Raw genomic sequence first — 14120 nt, 5'->3', positions numbered from 1 at the left:
CCGAGAGAATCAGCAGAGGACGGGTTCACAGACATCGCGGACTTCACGCTGCTGTTGCTCTTCCAGGCAAGCTTCAAGCAAGTCCGAACGCAGAGTGAAGTCCGCGGCGCCGTGCCGGTCCCACGCGAGAATCACGGACGACGTCGCGGGGTTCAGCTTCGCGACACGAGACAGCCACATCACACCCGCCTCGTGCTGGTACTTGCACGTCTGCGGATGATTCCAGGCAATGTGTGACGCGAGGCAGCCCATTGGCATTGTTCGCGTGAACGCACCGTGAATTAGCAACGGGCTGCCCTTTTCCAGCAACTCGATGATGCGCGAAAGCCCGTCCCGCGTCACGTGCGGCAGCCATTCGGCCCGAAACTCAGACACGGGATCGTGAGTCGGCACGGCGACACTCCCCCGCGGAACCAAACCGCGGACCGGCGGAAACGAAACACAGTCAGTAAAAGCTTGTGTGCCGGGATGATAGGTCAAATCATTGGCACGAATCGTCTGGGCCGCCCAGGGATGACGGTGGCGGCGGCTCAGTTGAGTGAGGGCATCATAGAAGGTGGTTTTGAGGGGTGTCAATAGGCCACCCGACCGGCAATATTCGCTCGACGGTGATAGCGTCCCGGGCGTTTAGCGGTTCAGTGGGAGGGGTAAGTAGTTACGACCGACGCCCGCGACGGATCTGGGCCGAAAAAAAATTCCAAGTTGATTGAAGTCGGTAGAATGAATTTCGGAAATCGCTTTAGTAATAATTATATTCGTTTGTGATTATGGGGTGTCACCTCGTAGTGTGGAACAACTGGGATTGCTAGGTGCTTGTAAGGAAATGGGTGCGAGGGGATAAAAACAGAGCGCGGCGGGCGAGTGACAATGCGTTGTCACTCGCCCGCCGCGCTTCATAGTCACTTGCGTCGAATCAGCCCTGGCGCTCGGGGCGCAGCGCACGCACCTGGGCACCGGCCTTCCACATCTCGCTCTCGGCGATCTCCTTCAGCTCCTTCTCGAGCTGCTGGCGGTAGTCGGGGCGGCTGTTCGCGTCGAGCGTGCGCCGCGCCTCTTCGCCGGTGGCGACGGACTGGTACAGTTGCTCGAACACCGGCTTCGAGGCGTCGCGGAACGCCTTGAACCAGTCGAGCGCGCCGCGCTGGGCGGTGGTCGAGCAGTTCGCGTACATCCAGTCCATGCCCTTTTCCGCGATCAGCGGGTACAGGCTCTGGGTCGCTTCTTCGACCGTCTCGTTGAACGCTTCGCTCGGGGAGTGCCCGTTCGCGCGGAGCACTTCGTACTGCGCGAGCCACAGCCCGTAGATCGCGCCCATGAGCACGCCGCGCTCGCCCGTCAGGTCGGAGACGACTTCCTTCTTGAAGGTGGTCTCGAACAGGTACCCGGACCCGATCGCGATCCCGAGCGCCAGGCAGCGCTCGCGGGCCTTCCCGGTCGCGTCTTGGTGGACGGCGAAGCTAGAGTTGATCCCGCGGCCCTCGAGGAACAGGCGTCGGACGGTGGTGCCAGAACCCTTCGGTGCGACGAGGATCACGTCGATGTCCGGCGTCGGGACCACGCCCGTCTGGTCGCTGAACACGATCGAGAAGCCGTGGGAGAAGTACAGGGCCTTGCCCTTGGTGAGCAGCGGCTTGATCTTGGGCCACATCTCCTTCTGCCCCGCGTCGGAGAGCAGGTACTGGATCACGGTCCCCTTCGCGGCGGCCTCTTCCGGGTCGAACAGCGTCTCGCCCGGCTTCCAGCCGTCCTCGATGCACAGGTCGTAGGCCTTACCGCCCTTGCGCTGGCCGACGATCACCTTGATGCCGTTGTCGCGCATGTTGAGCGACTGGCCGCGGCCCTGGACGCCGTACCCGAGAACGGCGACGACCTCGTCCTTGAGGATGCTCCGAACGCGGTCCAGTGGGTAGTCGGCGCGCTCGATCGCCTGCTCCACGGTGTCGCCGATGCGAATCTCTTTCATGGGTCTACTCGCCTGAAGAGGAAGGGACTATGCTCTCCCGAGAGGGTACGAGAAATTACCTCGACGTCAAGAAATCAAACATGGACACGACAGACGCACAGCGCCCGGGCGGCTCCCCGGACCTCGGCGCCCGGGCCGAGCGCGACGTGGTGGACCGGCTCCTCGTGCAGTGGCGCGCGGCGCGCCCGGAACTGGACCCGTCGCCCCTCGGGATCGTGGGCCGCGTCATCGTGCTGGCGCAGCACCTGGAACGCAGCGTCGAAGCTAGTTTAGAGAAACACAAACTCACGCTGGGGCAGTTCGACATCCTCGCCACGCTCCGGCGCCGCAGCAAGAAGGGCGGGCTGACCCCGACACAATTGCTGGAGAGCGTGGTCCTCTCCAGTGGCGGGATGACGGCCCGCCTCGACGCGCTCGCCGAGGCGGGTTACATCCTCCGCAAACCGAACCCCACTGATCGCCGTATGGTGGTGATCGAGCTCACAGCGAAGGGGCGCCGGGCGATCGACAGCGCCACCAAAACGCGCTTCAGCGAAGCCAAGGACTCGCTCCCGAAGATGAGCGAGAGCGAGATGACGGTGCTAACGAACCTGCTCCGGCGCTGGCTCGCGGAAGTCGCGGGCTGAGGTTGCGGCGGCCACCCGCTCAATCACATTCGCGGGTGGCGCAACGACCAGAACTCCACTTCCTTTCTCACTTCGCGCTCGGCTAGCGGCCCGGCACTAAACGTGGGTATGCTGTCACGCTTCCATCTTTGCGGATTATTCTTTTCGCCGGGTCGAAGGGTGGCTCGTCGGGGAGCCAATATACGGTAGGTCGGCACGCCGCCGGCCTTCGGAGGCAATGGAATGCCGCAGACCGTGTGTACAGCCGCTGTAAACCGTGCCCTGAGAGCCGTCCACCGTCCCGTATCCGACGGGGAACTCGTCGAGCGATTCGCAGCAACCGGCGATTCGGACGCATTTTCCCAGTTGGTTCACCGACACGGGGCGATGGTGCTCGCGGTTTGTCGGCGCATCACCCGGCACCACCAGGACGCCGAGGACGCATTTCAGGCGACCTTCCTCGTGCTCGCGCGAAGGGCAGGGGCGGTCAACACGTCCCGTGCGGTCGCCGGGTGGTTGTTCGGCGTAGCCGTGAACGCGGCACGCGAAGCCCGTCGGCGGTCGGCACGTCGGTACAACCGCGAATCCCTCACTGCGACTCCACCCGAGACGGGTCGGTGCGAATCGGACCCGGACTTCGACACCCGCGCGGTGGTGGCCGAAGAACTCGCGGGACTGCCCGAGGGGTACCGGTCGCTGGTCGTCGCGTGCGACCTCCAGGGGGAATCGCAGGCGGCCGTTGCTCGGCGCCTCGGTCTACCGGTCGGGACGGTTTACAGCCGGCTCTCGACCGCGCGCCGAATCCTTGCCGAACGGCTCGGCCGCCGCGGGTTTAGCGCGCCCGCGTGTCTGGTGGCTCTCGCGGCGTTCGCGCCCAATGTTGGGGCACTTCCGCCCGTCTCCGATTGTCCTTCCCCCCACGTCACGGAATTGACGGAGGCGATCATGCGCAGAGGATTTGCAGTCCGGTGGAAACTGGCGGCGTGTGCGCTCCTCGCAAGTGTCGCGGTCGCGTTCAGCGGCGAGCCGCCAAAAGAGAAGCCGATTATTGCGCCCGCGCCGACGGTAGCGGAAGAATCGCGGCTGATTCTCGGCCTCGGTGGGCACGTCCGGTTCCTCAAACCAGATGGCACGGAAGTCTCGCGGCTAACGGGTGCCGAGGCCGTGAAAGCCGGGGCGGACATGCCAACGCGGTCGCTCTCTGTCGGTCTCAGTTCGGATGTCGGCCTCACGACCACGGTCAGTGAGATCTTTGGCCCGAGTGGGCGCATCGCTCCGGACGGGCGCCTCCCGCTCAATACCCGCAAGGGTCTGTGCATGTTGACACAAGGCGATCCGCTCGTGGTTAAGCCGGTGAAGGCCGCGACCGGTGAAGGAGCGTTATTCGCGTCGGGCAACGTGCCGTACATCGTGGCTTGGTCCCCCGATGCGAAGAAGGCAATCGGGTTCCGAATCAAACGCGGGTTGTTTGGTTCGGTATATGAACACGTTCTGATCGATTTGGTAGCCGGTACCACGAGCGAGCTGAAAGTGCCGAGTATGCACCGCGTGGTGGATTGGTCGCCGGACGGGTCGTGGTTCCTCACCATCCGGGAGAACAAAACGTGGGGACTTGAGGGCTTGTACGCAAAAGAACGTGTACTGTGCAAGGTTTCAGTCAACGGTAAAACCAGCCGCGCCCTCACGCCGACCGGAGGCAACGGTCCGGGACAGTCGGTTGTGGTTGAATCAGCGGTACTATCCCCGGACGGAACGCGCGTCGCATACCAACAGTGGACGACAACGTTGGCTCAGCAAGCCAAGGAAGGGCCGGTCTATTGCCAAGGGCTTGATGTCGTGGTTCTCGATCTGGATCGTGGAACGCGGACCGTCGTCGCGTCCGAACCGGGTGGAAAGGGACCGGGCGACTTTTTGCAGATGAACACGTCGTTCGGGGTGCGGTGGTCGCCGGACGGGTCGCGAGTTGGCTTCTTGTACGAGCACCGCGAATTCGGAACGCCTTTCGTTGTGGCTTGGCGGGTCGGAGTGGTGAACGCGAACGGAGGAAAAGTGAAGACCGTGTTCGCATCGGACAAGGTCGACAAAACACCCCCGACTGCACTGACGACGTTCGACTGGCGGTAAGGTGCCGGGGCTTGGCGCCGGAAATGTGATGTTGGAAATGCGCCTACTGTTAGCCAGGAATTCGCCCTGGCTAACGGGCACCTCGCTCAGTGCCGAAACCTCTCATTCGTCCACCACGTCTTCGAGCTTCGAGATCGCGACCACTTCGCTCCGCCGCACGAACACCCGCTTGCGGTTCCGCTTGATCCCAGTGGCGACCGAGTCCGCGACGTAGAGTTCCCGCGTCGTTTCTGTGTCGCGCAGATCGTGCAGGTCCGCGTTCTTCAGTTCCAGGAAGTGCTCGTCGTAGCGCACCAGCCGCCCCAGGCACACATACGGGCTGACGAGGTCGATTACGACCTTCTGTTCGAGCAACTCATCAAGCATGTCCACCTCCGCGTAGGCTAACCCGATTCTACCGTCTGGGAAGTTCGCGTTCCCGGAATATGCCAACAGAATGGCGTGAGCGCGGGAGAGAAACCCGTTCTCGTGCGAGACTGGCGCTTGACCGCGGCGCCCGCTGCGCCACGATAATCTGCGAAACATCCTCGAAACTCAGGCTCGTTCCAATGCCCCGCCGCCCGGCCAAACGGCCCGCCCTGCCGGAACAACTCGTTACGCACCCGGCTCAACTGGCCGCGTGCCTCGCGCACCTCGCGGACATGCCGCTCATCGGCTTCGATACCGAGTTCGTGGGGGAAGATGCGTACCGCCCGGAATTGTGCTTGGTTCAGGTCTCGACGGCAGAGCAGCTCTTCGTCATCGACCCCTTCGAGTGCGGCCCGCTCGACGAGTTCTGGCAGATCCTGCTCGACCCCGAGCGGACCGTGATCGTCCACGCGGGGCGCGAAGACGTGCGCATGTGCTACTTTCAAGCGGGCAGTGCGCCGCCGAACGTGTTCGACGTGCAAATTGCCGCGGGATTGGTGGGAATGACGTACCCCATTGGGTACGCGGGGCTCGTTCACGACCTGCTGCACCAGCGGATGCAGAAGGGTGAGACGCTCACCGACTGGCGCAAGCGCCCGCTCACCCCGGCCCAGGTGCGGTACGCCTACGACGACGTGCGCTACCTGCTCCCCGCACACCGGAAGCTCACGGAGCGGTTGAAGCGGTACAAGAGACTTGAGTGGGCAGAGGAAGAATTCGCCACCGCGGTCCGGAAAGCGGTCGCGGACGACGTCACGGTCGAAAGGTGGCGAAAAATCAAAGGTATCGGCGCATTAGATTGCCGCGCACTTGCGGTCGCGCGCGAGGTTTACGGTTGGCGCGATAAGTTCGCGGAGAAACTGAATCGCCCGCCGCGATTCCTGATGCGGGACGATTTACTCATTGAGATCGCGCGGCGCGCTCCTACAAAGGCCGACGAGTTGCACGCGGTCCGCGGGCTTCCACGCGGGCAGGAGGAGGCGATTCTCGAAGCGATCCGGCGCGCGAAGGCGCTGCCCACCGAGGAGTGCCCGGAACCGGAAACGCGCGACAACGATACCTCGAACGTCGTGCTGTTGGGGAACCTCCTAAACGTGGTTCTCGCCGATTTCGCCGGGCGGAACCGATTGGCCGCGAACCTCGTCTCATCGGGGGCGGACCTGAAAACGATCGTTCGCAGCCGCGCCGCGGGCGAGCCGCTACCCGACGTCGCGCTGTGCCGCGGGTGGCGCGCAAAAGCGGTGCTCCCGGAACTGCTTGCGATCCTGTCCGGCGACACGGCGATTCGCGTCGCGGACCCGAAGGCCGCGGAGCCGCTGGAATTGGTCGAACTGGAGCCAGAGGATGAGGAAGAACCGGACGAAGAATGAGGGAGCCGAGAAATCTGACGGGTGATCGGCGGCGTAGGCCCAAAACTGGTACCCGCGAGCGCGTCGCCGACGGTACACTATCTTGAAGTGCTGCGCGGCGAACTGACGCGCACCAGAACCGGACTTCCGATGAGCACTATGCTGAAGTGTCCGAACCCGAGTTGTCCGTACACGTTCGACCCGGCTCAGGTGCCGAAGGGTGTGGTTCTCAGTTGTCCGCGATGCACCATGCAGTTCACGCTCGGTGCTCAGCCGGTCGCTCCCACCCGTCCGCCCGCGGCACCCGCGGCTCCCCTGGAACCCGACTTCGAGGACATCGGACGCGCCGCGATCGCCGAGCGCGACCCCGACGAACTACTCCCGGGGCGCAAGACCGGTACGTACCAGGTGTTCATTCTCGCGGGCATCGTGGCCGTGATCGTGGCCGGCGTGTCGCTCACGATCCTTCTCAGGGTTCTCATTCGCGGCGGGTTCGTTGGCTCCTCAAATTCCAACGGAACGACACTGGTCGATAAGGACCGGAACTTGAGCATCGACCCGCTTCCGGCGGGGTGGGCGCAGGACGATGCCACGCGGTTGCGGACGCGCGCGCCATACGCCTACGGTTTCAAGCGCGAGAACCCCGAGGCCTACGTCATTTTCGGCTCGGTCGAGTACGCGAAGGGGCGCTCCCCACGCTCCAGCGAAATGAAGCGCGATCTGGAGGCGCCTTTCAAGAAGCAGTTGTTCAGCGAGTACGTGAAGGAGGCGGTCCCGGAGACGACCTGGCTCGGTCAGTTGATCGCCCCGGACCAAGGCTTCCGGTTTCGCGCCAAGAGTGACGACTTGCTGTGGCAGGGCGAGGCGTACACAACAACGAGTCGGGGAGTTGCCTACTTTTGGGTGGGGTGGTGCGGGGAAAATGACTTCGACAAATTGAAAGACGAGTTCGCCGCGTTCCGTAGCAAGTTCAAATTGCTCGACCTGCGAAACGACTGGCGCGAGACGGTCGCGAAAGAGACCGATTACAAGGGCGCCACGGTTCCCTACGTCTTCACGGACGCCGAGGACATCTGGAAAGAGGAACCGATCGAACCTCTCAAACAGGTGACCCCGGAACTCGATCGCCACTTGAAGATCAGTCACGCCCCGCGCACCGACCGCAAGGCCCTCACGGACGACGCTGAACTACAGGTTTACGTTCTCGACAAGGGCGCGGGGGAGCCGATCGATCAGGCGCGTGATTTCGTGAAAGCGCGCTGGGTGAATCACGTAAAGGCCGCGAACGACGAACTCCCCGCCCCCACGTTCGCCGAGCGCACGGGCGACCCCGAAGGCGATCCGCTACCGAAGGGAGAAACCCCCGTTCTTCGGCTCGAAAGTAAGGTGGTGGACCCGGCGAACCCCAAAGAAGTGATCGCCTCATCGGAATCGCGCCTGCTGATCGTGTCGGCGGCGCGCGTGGGCGACAAGACCGTTGTACTTCATTGCTGGTGCGAACTGTCGAAACGGGCGGTGTTTGAGACGCGATTCATTCAGATCGCGTCCACCCTGCGGTAACGTTTCGTGTACCGGGTCGCTGGCTTTAAGGGGCGACGCTCGGCACGACACTTGGGACCGAGTCCGGTGCGGTCGGAACCGGGGCCGGTGGAGGAATCGGCCGAGGCTTCGGCGGGCGCGGTTCGGCCGGGCGGTCGGCTTGTGGGAGCGTCATTCCCCGCTGGCGGAGCGCTTCGGCAGCAGAGAGGATATCGTCCGTGCGCGTGGGAGTCGCTTCCTGGAGTTTGAAGTAGTACCGGCGCGTGTCGCGTATGTGGAACGGCCAGAGGACTTCCGCGGCGAAGTCGAGTGGCGGGTAAGCGTACCACGGCGCCCGCACGTGGACGCGCTCCTCAATGGTTTCGTACCCGGGGTGAACAAGTTTAATCGTGTAGTAGCCGTAATACTCGAACGGGGCGTGCGCGGGGGCCGCGCCGATCGATTTGTTGTCGATGTAGACCTGGGCGTTGGGTACGTTCGATTCGATCACGAATCGGCGGTCCACGCATCCCGCGGCGGCTAGCCCGGCCAGCACTGCCGCCAGTCGCACGGTTCGCGCCGTCGTCATCCGGTTCTCCCGTGGCCCTGAACGGTGTTGCAATTAATGAGGCGTCCGCATACCAGGGGCGGACGTATCGGTCAACGCCACCCGCCCATCGCCCAAGTCGACAGTTATTTCCGCTGGTGCGGCAGCATTGTGCGCGCCGATGGCGTAGGATACGTGAAGACGAGTTATGAGGTGATCCGTGTCGGCGTTTGAACCGGTGCGATTCGCCGCCCTGACCGATGTGGGCGTGAAACGCAGCCACAACCAGGACGCTTGTGCCGCGAACCCGGCCGTCGATGCGGCCGGGTTCGCGGGTCAGGGTCACGTTTTCGTTGTCGCCGACGGGATGGGCGGGCACGCGGTGGGCGAAAAGGCCAGCGCAAAGGCCGCCCGCGACATTCCCTTCCTGTACTCCAAGCACGCACGCGACGGGATCATCCCCGCGATTCGGCGCGCTTTTCAGGAAGCGAACGCCGGTATCTACGCGATCGGGCAACAGAACCCGGAGTTTCGCGGGCTCGGGACGACGAGCACTGCGCTGGTCTTGCGCCCCGAAGGGGCGTGGATCGGGCACGTCGGCGACAGTCGCGCGTACCGGATTCGCAAGGGGCAGGCGGAACAACTCACGTTCGATCACTCCTGGGTGTGGGAGATTGCCCGGCGCCAGGGCGTGGACCCGGACGAACTCGGGGACTTCAAAAAGAACGTCATCATTCGCTCGCTCGGGCCGGACCCCGAAGTCGAGGTCGACATTGAGGGGCCGCACCCGGTCGAACCCGGCGACACGTTCCTGCTCTGTAGCGACGGGCTGACGGGGGTGGTTACGCCCCAAGAGGTTGGCGCGGTCGTGAGCGCACTGTCGCCCGAGAACGCGGTTCGGTTCTTGGTCCAACTGGCGAACTTGCGCGGCGGACCGGACAACATCACGGTCGTGATCGTTCAGGTTCCCAACGGTCACGAAAAGGAGTCCGGGGCGAAAGGCGCGAAAGCGGGGGTACTCTCGCGATTGCTGAGCGCGTGGGGCAAGCGGGTACCGTGGGCGTTTACGGTGCTCGGCGGGGGCATTGTGCTCGCGCTGCTCTCGCTCGGGATGCAATTCGCGGCCGTACCCGGCGCGACACTCCTTTTCATGCTTGCCGCGGGGCTGATTCTTGCCGGGCTATTCGGCCTGTTCCAGCACACTCAGAAAGAGGAACCGGTCAGTGCCGTCGAGATCGCCGCGGACACCGCGCCACGCGAGCTGAACGTCTACAAGAAATACGATTGTCGTGTCTCTGTTGAACTCGCGGAGCGGTTCGCGCAGGCGGAAGCATCCCTCCTGGAAGCCATGCGCGCTCAAGGTGTTCCGGTCGATCTGAACGCCCACGCGGTGCTCGCGGAGGCCGCCAAAATCGCGGCGAGCCGCAACAGTGCCGAAGATGCGTTCCGCGCCCGGTGCGCGTCACTGCTGTTCCTCGCCGAAGCGTTCCACAAGGCCCGCCACAAAGAAGAGCTGTTCCGCCCGAGCTGGACCCCGAGTCCGTCGTCCAAGTCGTAGGCGCCCGTTTTTTCTCCCCTCGCGCCTCCCGATCGAGTACACTGACGAAACTGCCTACCGACGGACCTTCCGGGTCCGTTCCAGCCACGTTACTTGCTTTGAGGGTGCCCGTGCGTTTCCACACCGGCCCACTCGGTTTATCTCTCGCGATTCTCGTTCTGTTTTCGGCCCGCGTGAGCGCCCAACCGGTGCCGGCGAAGATCGATTTCAACCGCGACGTGCGCCCCATCCTCTCGAACTACTGCTTCGCGTGTCACGGTCCCGACGAGAAAACGCGCAAAGCGAAGCTCCGCCTCGACACCCGCGAAGGTGCTATTGCTGCGTCCGTTGTGCCCGGCAAACCGGACGCAAGTGAACTGATTACTCGGCTCACCGCAAGTCCGGACGACGCCAGTGTCATGCCGCCGTCCAAGACCGGTAAGAAGCTCGCGCCGCGTGAAGTGGAGATCCTCAAACAGTGGGTTAAGGACGGCGCAACATATTCGCAACACTGGGCCTACGTGAAGCCCGTGCGCCCGGAGGTACCGAGCACCAAGTTCCCCACCACGAACGCGATCGACAACTTCCTCTTCGCGCGGCTTCAGGCCGAGAAGCTCTCGCCGACTCCCGAAGCAGACCGGTACACGCTCGCACGCCGCGTCGCACTCGACCTGACCGGGCTTCCGCCTTCGGCCGAGGAAGTCGAAGCGTTCGTGAATGATAAGTCGCCGCGTGCGTATGAGAAGTTCGTTGACAAGCTGCTCGCGAAGCCCGCGTTCGGGGAACACTGGGCGCGGATGTGGCTCGACCTCGCGCGCTACGCGGACTCCGCCGGGTACGCCGACGACCCGCTTCGCACCATCTGGAAGTACCGCGATTACGTCATTCAGAGCTTCAACGCGAACAAGCCGTTCGACCAGTTCACGATCGAGCAACTCGCCGGCGACCTGCTCCCGAACGCCACGACGGAACAACGGGTCGCGACCGCGTTCCACCGGAACACGATGACCAACAACGAGGGCGGGACGAGCGACGAGGAGTTCCGCAACGCCGCGGTGGTGGACCGGGTGAACACGACGTTCATGGTGTGGATGGGCACGTCGATGGCGTGTGCGCAGTGCCACACGCACAAGTACGACCCGCTCACGCAGACCGAATACTTCCGCTCGTTCGCGTTCTTCAACAACACCGAGGACGCGGACCGGGCGGACGAAACCCCCATCCTGCCGTTCTGGACCGACGATTTGCTCGCGAAAAAAGCCGCACTGGAGAAGCAGGTTGCGGACCTCGAAGCCGCGCTGAAGGGGAAGAAGCCGGACGAGATGAAGCCCGAGCGCGACAAACTCGTGGCGCTGAAAAAAGACCTCGCCGCGGTGAAGCCGCTCACGTCCGTGCCCGTCATGAAGGAACTGACCGGCACCGCACGCCGGAAGACGAAACTGCAGTTCCGCGGGAACTTCATGGACCTCGGTGACGAGGTAACGGAAGGCACTCCGGCGGCGTTTCACGCATTCCCGGAGAAGGCGCCGCGGACGCGGTTGGAGTTCGCGAAGTGGCTCGTGAGTTCCGAGAATCCGCTGACGGCGCGCGTGATCGCGAACAAATTTTGGGAGCAGATCTTCGGTACGGGGATTGTTCGCACGAGCGAGGAGTTCGGCGCGCAGGGTGAACAGCCGAGTCACCCCGAACTGCTCGACTGGCTCGCGACGGAACTGGTCGCGCAGAAGTGGGACGTGAAGAAGTTCCTCAAACTCCTGGTGATGTCCACTGCGTATCGCCAATCGGCAAAGGTGTCGCCCGAGTTGTTCGAGCGCGACCCCGAGAACCGGTTGCTCGCACGCGGGCCGCGAGTTCGACTTTCGGCCGAAATGATCCGCGACCAGGTGCTCTTCGCGGCCGGGTTGCTCAGTTCCAAAACGCTCGGTCCCTCAGTGCGGCCGCAACAACCGAACCTCGGCGTGAGCGCTGCCTTCGGTGGCTCGATCGACTGGCAGACGAGTACGGGTGAAGACAAGTACCGGCGCGGGCTTTACACGCAGTGGCGCCGGTCGAACCCGTACCCGTCTATGTCCACGTTCGATGCGCCCAATCGCGACATCTGCATTGTGCGCCGGGCGCGCACCAACACGCCGCTGCAAGCGCTCGTGCTGATGAACGATCCGGTGTACACGGAGGCCGCGCAAGCCCTCGCCCGGCGCGCTATCGAGAAGGGTGGGAAGACCAACGCGGAGAAAGCCGCGTTCGTGTTCCGGGCGTGTCTCGTTCGGGCGCCGAGCGAGGCCGAAGTCGAGCGCCTCGTGACGCTCTACGAAGCGGCGGAGGCGAAGTTCGCGAAGGACACGGCGAAGGCGACGCAGTTCGCGACGAACCCGCTCGGCCCGCTCCCGAAGGGCGTGGCTGTGGCCGATGCCGCGGCGTGGACCGTGGTCGTCAACGTGATTATGAACCTCGACGAAATGCTGATGAAACGCTGATGTCGGCGCTCCGGGTCTCGCTCCCGGATACTTCGTGCCTACCGAGTTTCTGAATATCAGGACGGGACGCATGCACTCCGCACTCGAACGCCTTCAGGCCGTTACTCGCCGGAACTTCCTGCAAACCTCCTCGCTTGGGTTGGGGGGGCTCGCGCTGTCGTCGCTGATGAGCGGCGCGCGTGCGGACGGGCCGAAGATCGAGAACCCGCTCGCCCCGAAGAAGCCGCATTTTCCGGGCACCGCGAAGCGCGTCATTTATCTGCACATGTCGGGGGCGCCGCCGCACCTCGATCTGTTCGATTACAAGCCGGAACTTCAGAAGCGCGACGGTCAGAATTGCCCGGACGAGTACCTGAAGGGCAAGCGGTTCGCGTTCACGGCGGGCGTGCCCAAACTCCTCGGCACACGGCAGCCGTTCAAGCAGCACGGCAAGGCCGGCATCTGGATGTCGGACGCCATCAAGCCGCTGCACGAGGTCGCGGACGACGTGACCGTGATCCGCTCGATGAAGACGGACGAGTTCAACCACGCCCCCGCGGAACTGCTGCTCTACACCGGTTTCGCGCGGCAGGGGCGGCCCAGTCTCGGTGCCTGGACGTGCTACGGACTCGGCAACGAGAGCGAAAATCTGCCCGGGTTTGTGGTGCTGATTTCCAACGGCGTGCAGCCGAGCGGCGGGCAGGGGTGTTGGGGCAGCGGATTCCTGCCGAGCGTGTTTCAGGGCGTGCAGTGTCGCAGTAAGGGCGAGCCGGTCCTGTACCTCAGTGACCCGCCCGGACTCGATCGCGAGACGCGCCGGCTCGGGCTTGATGCGATGAAAGATCTCAACGAGTTACAAGAAAAGGAACTCGGCCACCCCGAAACTCGGACGCGGATCGCACAGTACGAACTCGCGTTCCGGATGCAGCTCTCAGCGTCCGAGGTGATGGACATTTCCAAGGAGCCGGCGAAGGTGCTGGACTCTTACGGCGCGAAGCCGGGCGCGGGGAGTTTTGCGAACAATTGTCTACTCGCCCGGCGCCTCATTGAGCAAGGTGTGCGGTACGTTCAGCTCTTCGATTGGGGCTGGGACTTCCACGGGACCAACGCGAACGAGGACATCCGCGACGGGCTGACGCGGAAGGGCACCACCACCGCGCAATCGGTCGCGGCGCTCATCAAGGACTTGAAGAACCGCGACCTCCTGAAAGACACGCTAGTGGTGTGGGGCGGCGAGTTCGGGCGCACGCCGTTCCGTGAGGGCCGCACCGCAGAGGGGAAGATTCTGGGCCGCGACCACTACCCGGACAGCTTCTCGCTGATGCTCGCGGGCGGTGGCATCAAGGCGGGGCACACGCACGGTGAGAGTGACGACCTCGGCTTCAAGGTCGCGAAGGACATGGTTCACGTCCACGACCTGCAAGCCACACTGATGCACTGTCTCGGCTTCGACCACACGAAATTGACGTTCCGCTTCCAGGGACGCGACTACCGGCTCACCGACGTTCACGGTAAAGTCGTGAAAGAGATCCTGGCGTAGTGCGTGAACCCGGCCCGCAAGGGTCGTGGGTCATGACTCAACCCTCCTGTGAGCCACGGTTCACGGCCGTGAACCG

At 63.6% G+C, this 14120-nt stretch carries 11 protein-coding genes; 7 read left to right on the top strand and 4 right to left on the bottom strand.

The window, feature by feature from the left end:
• Positions 1–9: 9 nt before the first annotated feature.
• Positions 10–393: a hypothetical protein gene (locus tag VT84_RS18640; RefSeq protein WP_082840566.1), complete on the bottom strand. Its 384-nt coding sequence runs from the start codon at positions 391–393 to the stop codon at positions 10–12.
• A 520-nt stretch (positions 394–913) separates the two neighbouring features.
• Positions 914–1963 (bottom strand): ketol-acid reductoisomerase, encoded by a 1050-nt coding sequence (gene ilvC / locus VT84_RS18635; protein WP_082840565.1) that lies wholly within the window; start codon positions 1961–1963, stop codon positions 914–916.
• Between the two features lie 80 nt (positions 1964–2043).
• Here ilvC and VT84_RS18630 point away from each other — a divergent pair, with 80 nt between their 5' ends.
• Together VT84_RS18630 and VT84_RS18625 are read left to right on the top strand one after the other, a co-directional pair.
• Complete coding sequence (locus VT84_RS18630; RefSeq protein ID WP_082843348.1) at positions 2044–2589, top strand: MarR family winged helix-turn-helix transcriptional regulator; 546 nt, start codon at positions 2044–2046, stop codon at positions 2587–2589.
• 222 nt (positions 2590–2811) lie between these two features.
• Positions 2812–4692 carry a sigma-70 family RNA polymerase sigma factor gene (locus tag VT84_RS18625; protein ID WP_082840564.1) on the top strand — a complete coding sequence of 627 codons (1881 nt, stop codon included), beginning with the start codon at positions 2812–2814 and terminating at the stop codon, positions 4690–4692.
• Positions 4693–4794: 102 nt separating this feature from the next.
• On the opposite strand, the gene VT84_RS18620 is transcribed toward VT84_RS18625, so the two are convergent.
• Entirely contained in the window at positions 4795–5058 is a 264-nt protein-coding gene (locus tag VT84_RS18620) for a hypothetical protein (RefSeq protein WP_052554392.1), read from the bottom strand.
• Positions 5059–5240: 182 nt separating this feature from the next.
• Here VT84_RS18620 and VT84_RS18615 point away from each other — a divergent pair, with 182 nt between their 5' ends.
• The gene (locus VT84_RS18615; RefSeq protein WP_162271767.1) at positions 5241–6470 is read left to right on the top strand and encodes a ribonuclease D; all 1230 of its coding nucleotides are present in this window, start codon (positions 5241–5243) and stop codon (positions 6468–6470) included.
• A 129-nt stretch (positions 6471–6599) separates the two neighbouring features.
• Positions 6600–8009 carry a BRcat domain-containing protein gene (locus VT84_RS18610; protein ID WP_157469620.1) on the top strand — a complete coding sequence of 470 codons (1410 nt, stop codon included), beginning with the start codon at positions 6600–6602 and terminating at the stop codon, positions 8007–8009.
• 25 nt (positions 8010–8034) lie between these two features.
• Here the strand turns inward: VT84_RS18610 and VT84_RS18605 are convergent, their stop codons facing one another.
• Positions 8035–8556 carry a PEGA domain-containing protein gene (locus VT84_RS18605; RefSeq protein WP_052554387.1) on the bottom strand — a complete coding sequence of 174 codons (522 nt, stop codon included), beginning with the start codon at positions 8554–8556 and terminating at the stop codon, positions 8035–8037.
• Between the two features lie 178 nt (positions 8557–8734).
• Here VT84_RS18605 and VT84_RS18600 point away from each other — a divergent pair, with 178 nt between their 5' ends.
• The 3 genes from VT84_RS18600 to VT84_RS18590 all read left to right on the top strand — a co-directional run bounded on the left by VT84_RS18600 (position 8735) and on the right by VT84_RS18590 (position 14044).
• Complete coding sequence (locus tag VT84_RS18600) at positions 8735–10072, top strand: PP2C family protein-serine/threonine phosphatase (RefSeq protein ID WP_082840561.1); 1338 nt, start codon at positions 8735–8737, stop codon at positions 10070–10072.
• A 110-nt stretch (positions 10073–10182) separates the two neighbouring features.
• Positions 10183–12525 (top strand): PSD1 and planctomycete cytochrome C domain-containing protein, encoded by a 2343-nt coding sequence (locus tag VT84_RS18595; protein WP_082840560.1) that lies wholly within the window; start codon positions 10183–10185, stop codon positions 12523–12525.
• Positions 12526–12595: 70 nt separating this feature from the next.
• Positions 12596–14044 (top strand): DUF1501 domain-containing protein, encoded by a 1449-nt coding sequence (locus tag VT84_RS18590; protein WP_082840559.1) that lies wholly within the window; start codon positions 12596–12598, stop codon positions 14042–14044.
• Positions 14045–14120 lie beyond the last annotated feature (76 nt).

Source organism: Gemmata sp. SH-PL17 (genome assembly GCF_001610855.1).
Classification (GTDB): domain Bacteria; phylum Planctomycetota; class Planctomycetia; order Gemmatales; family Gemmataceae; genus Gemmata; species Gemmata massiliana.
The sequence above is the reverse complement of the archived record's forward strand: the minus strand, read 5'-3'. Positions and strand labels throughout refer to the sequence as shown.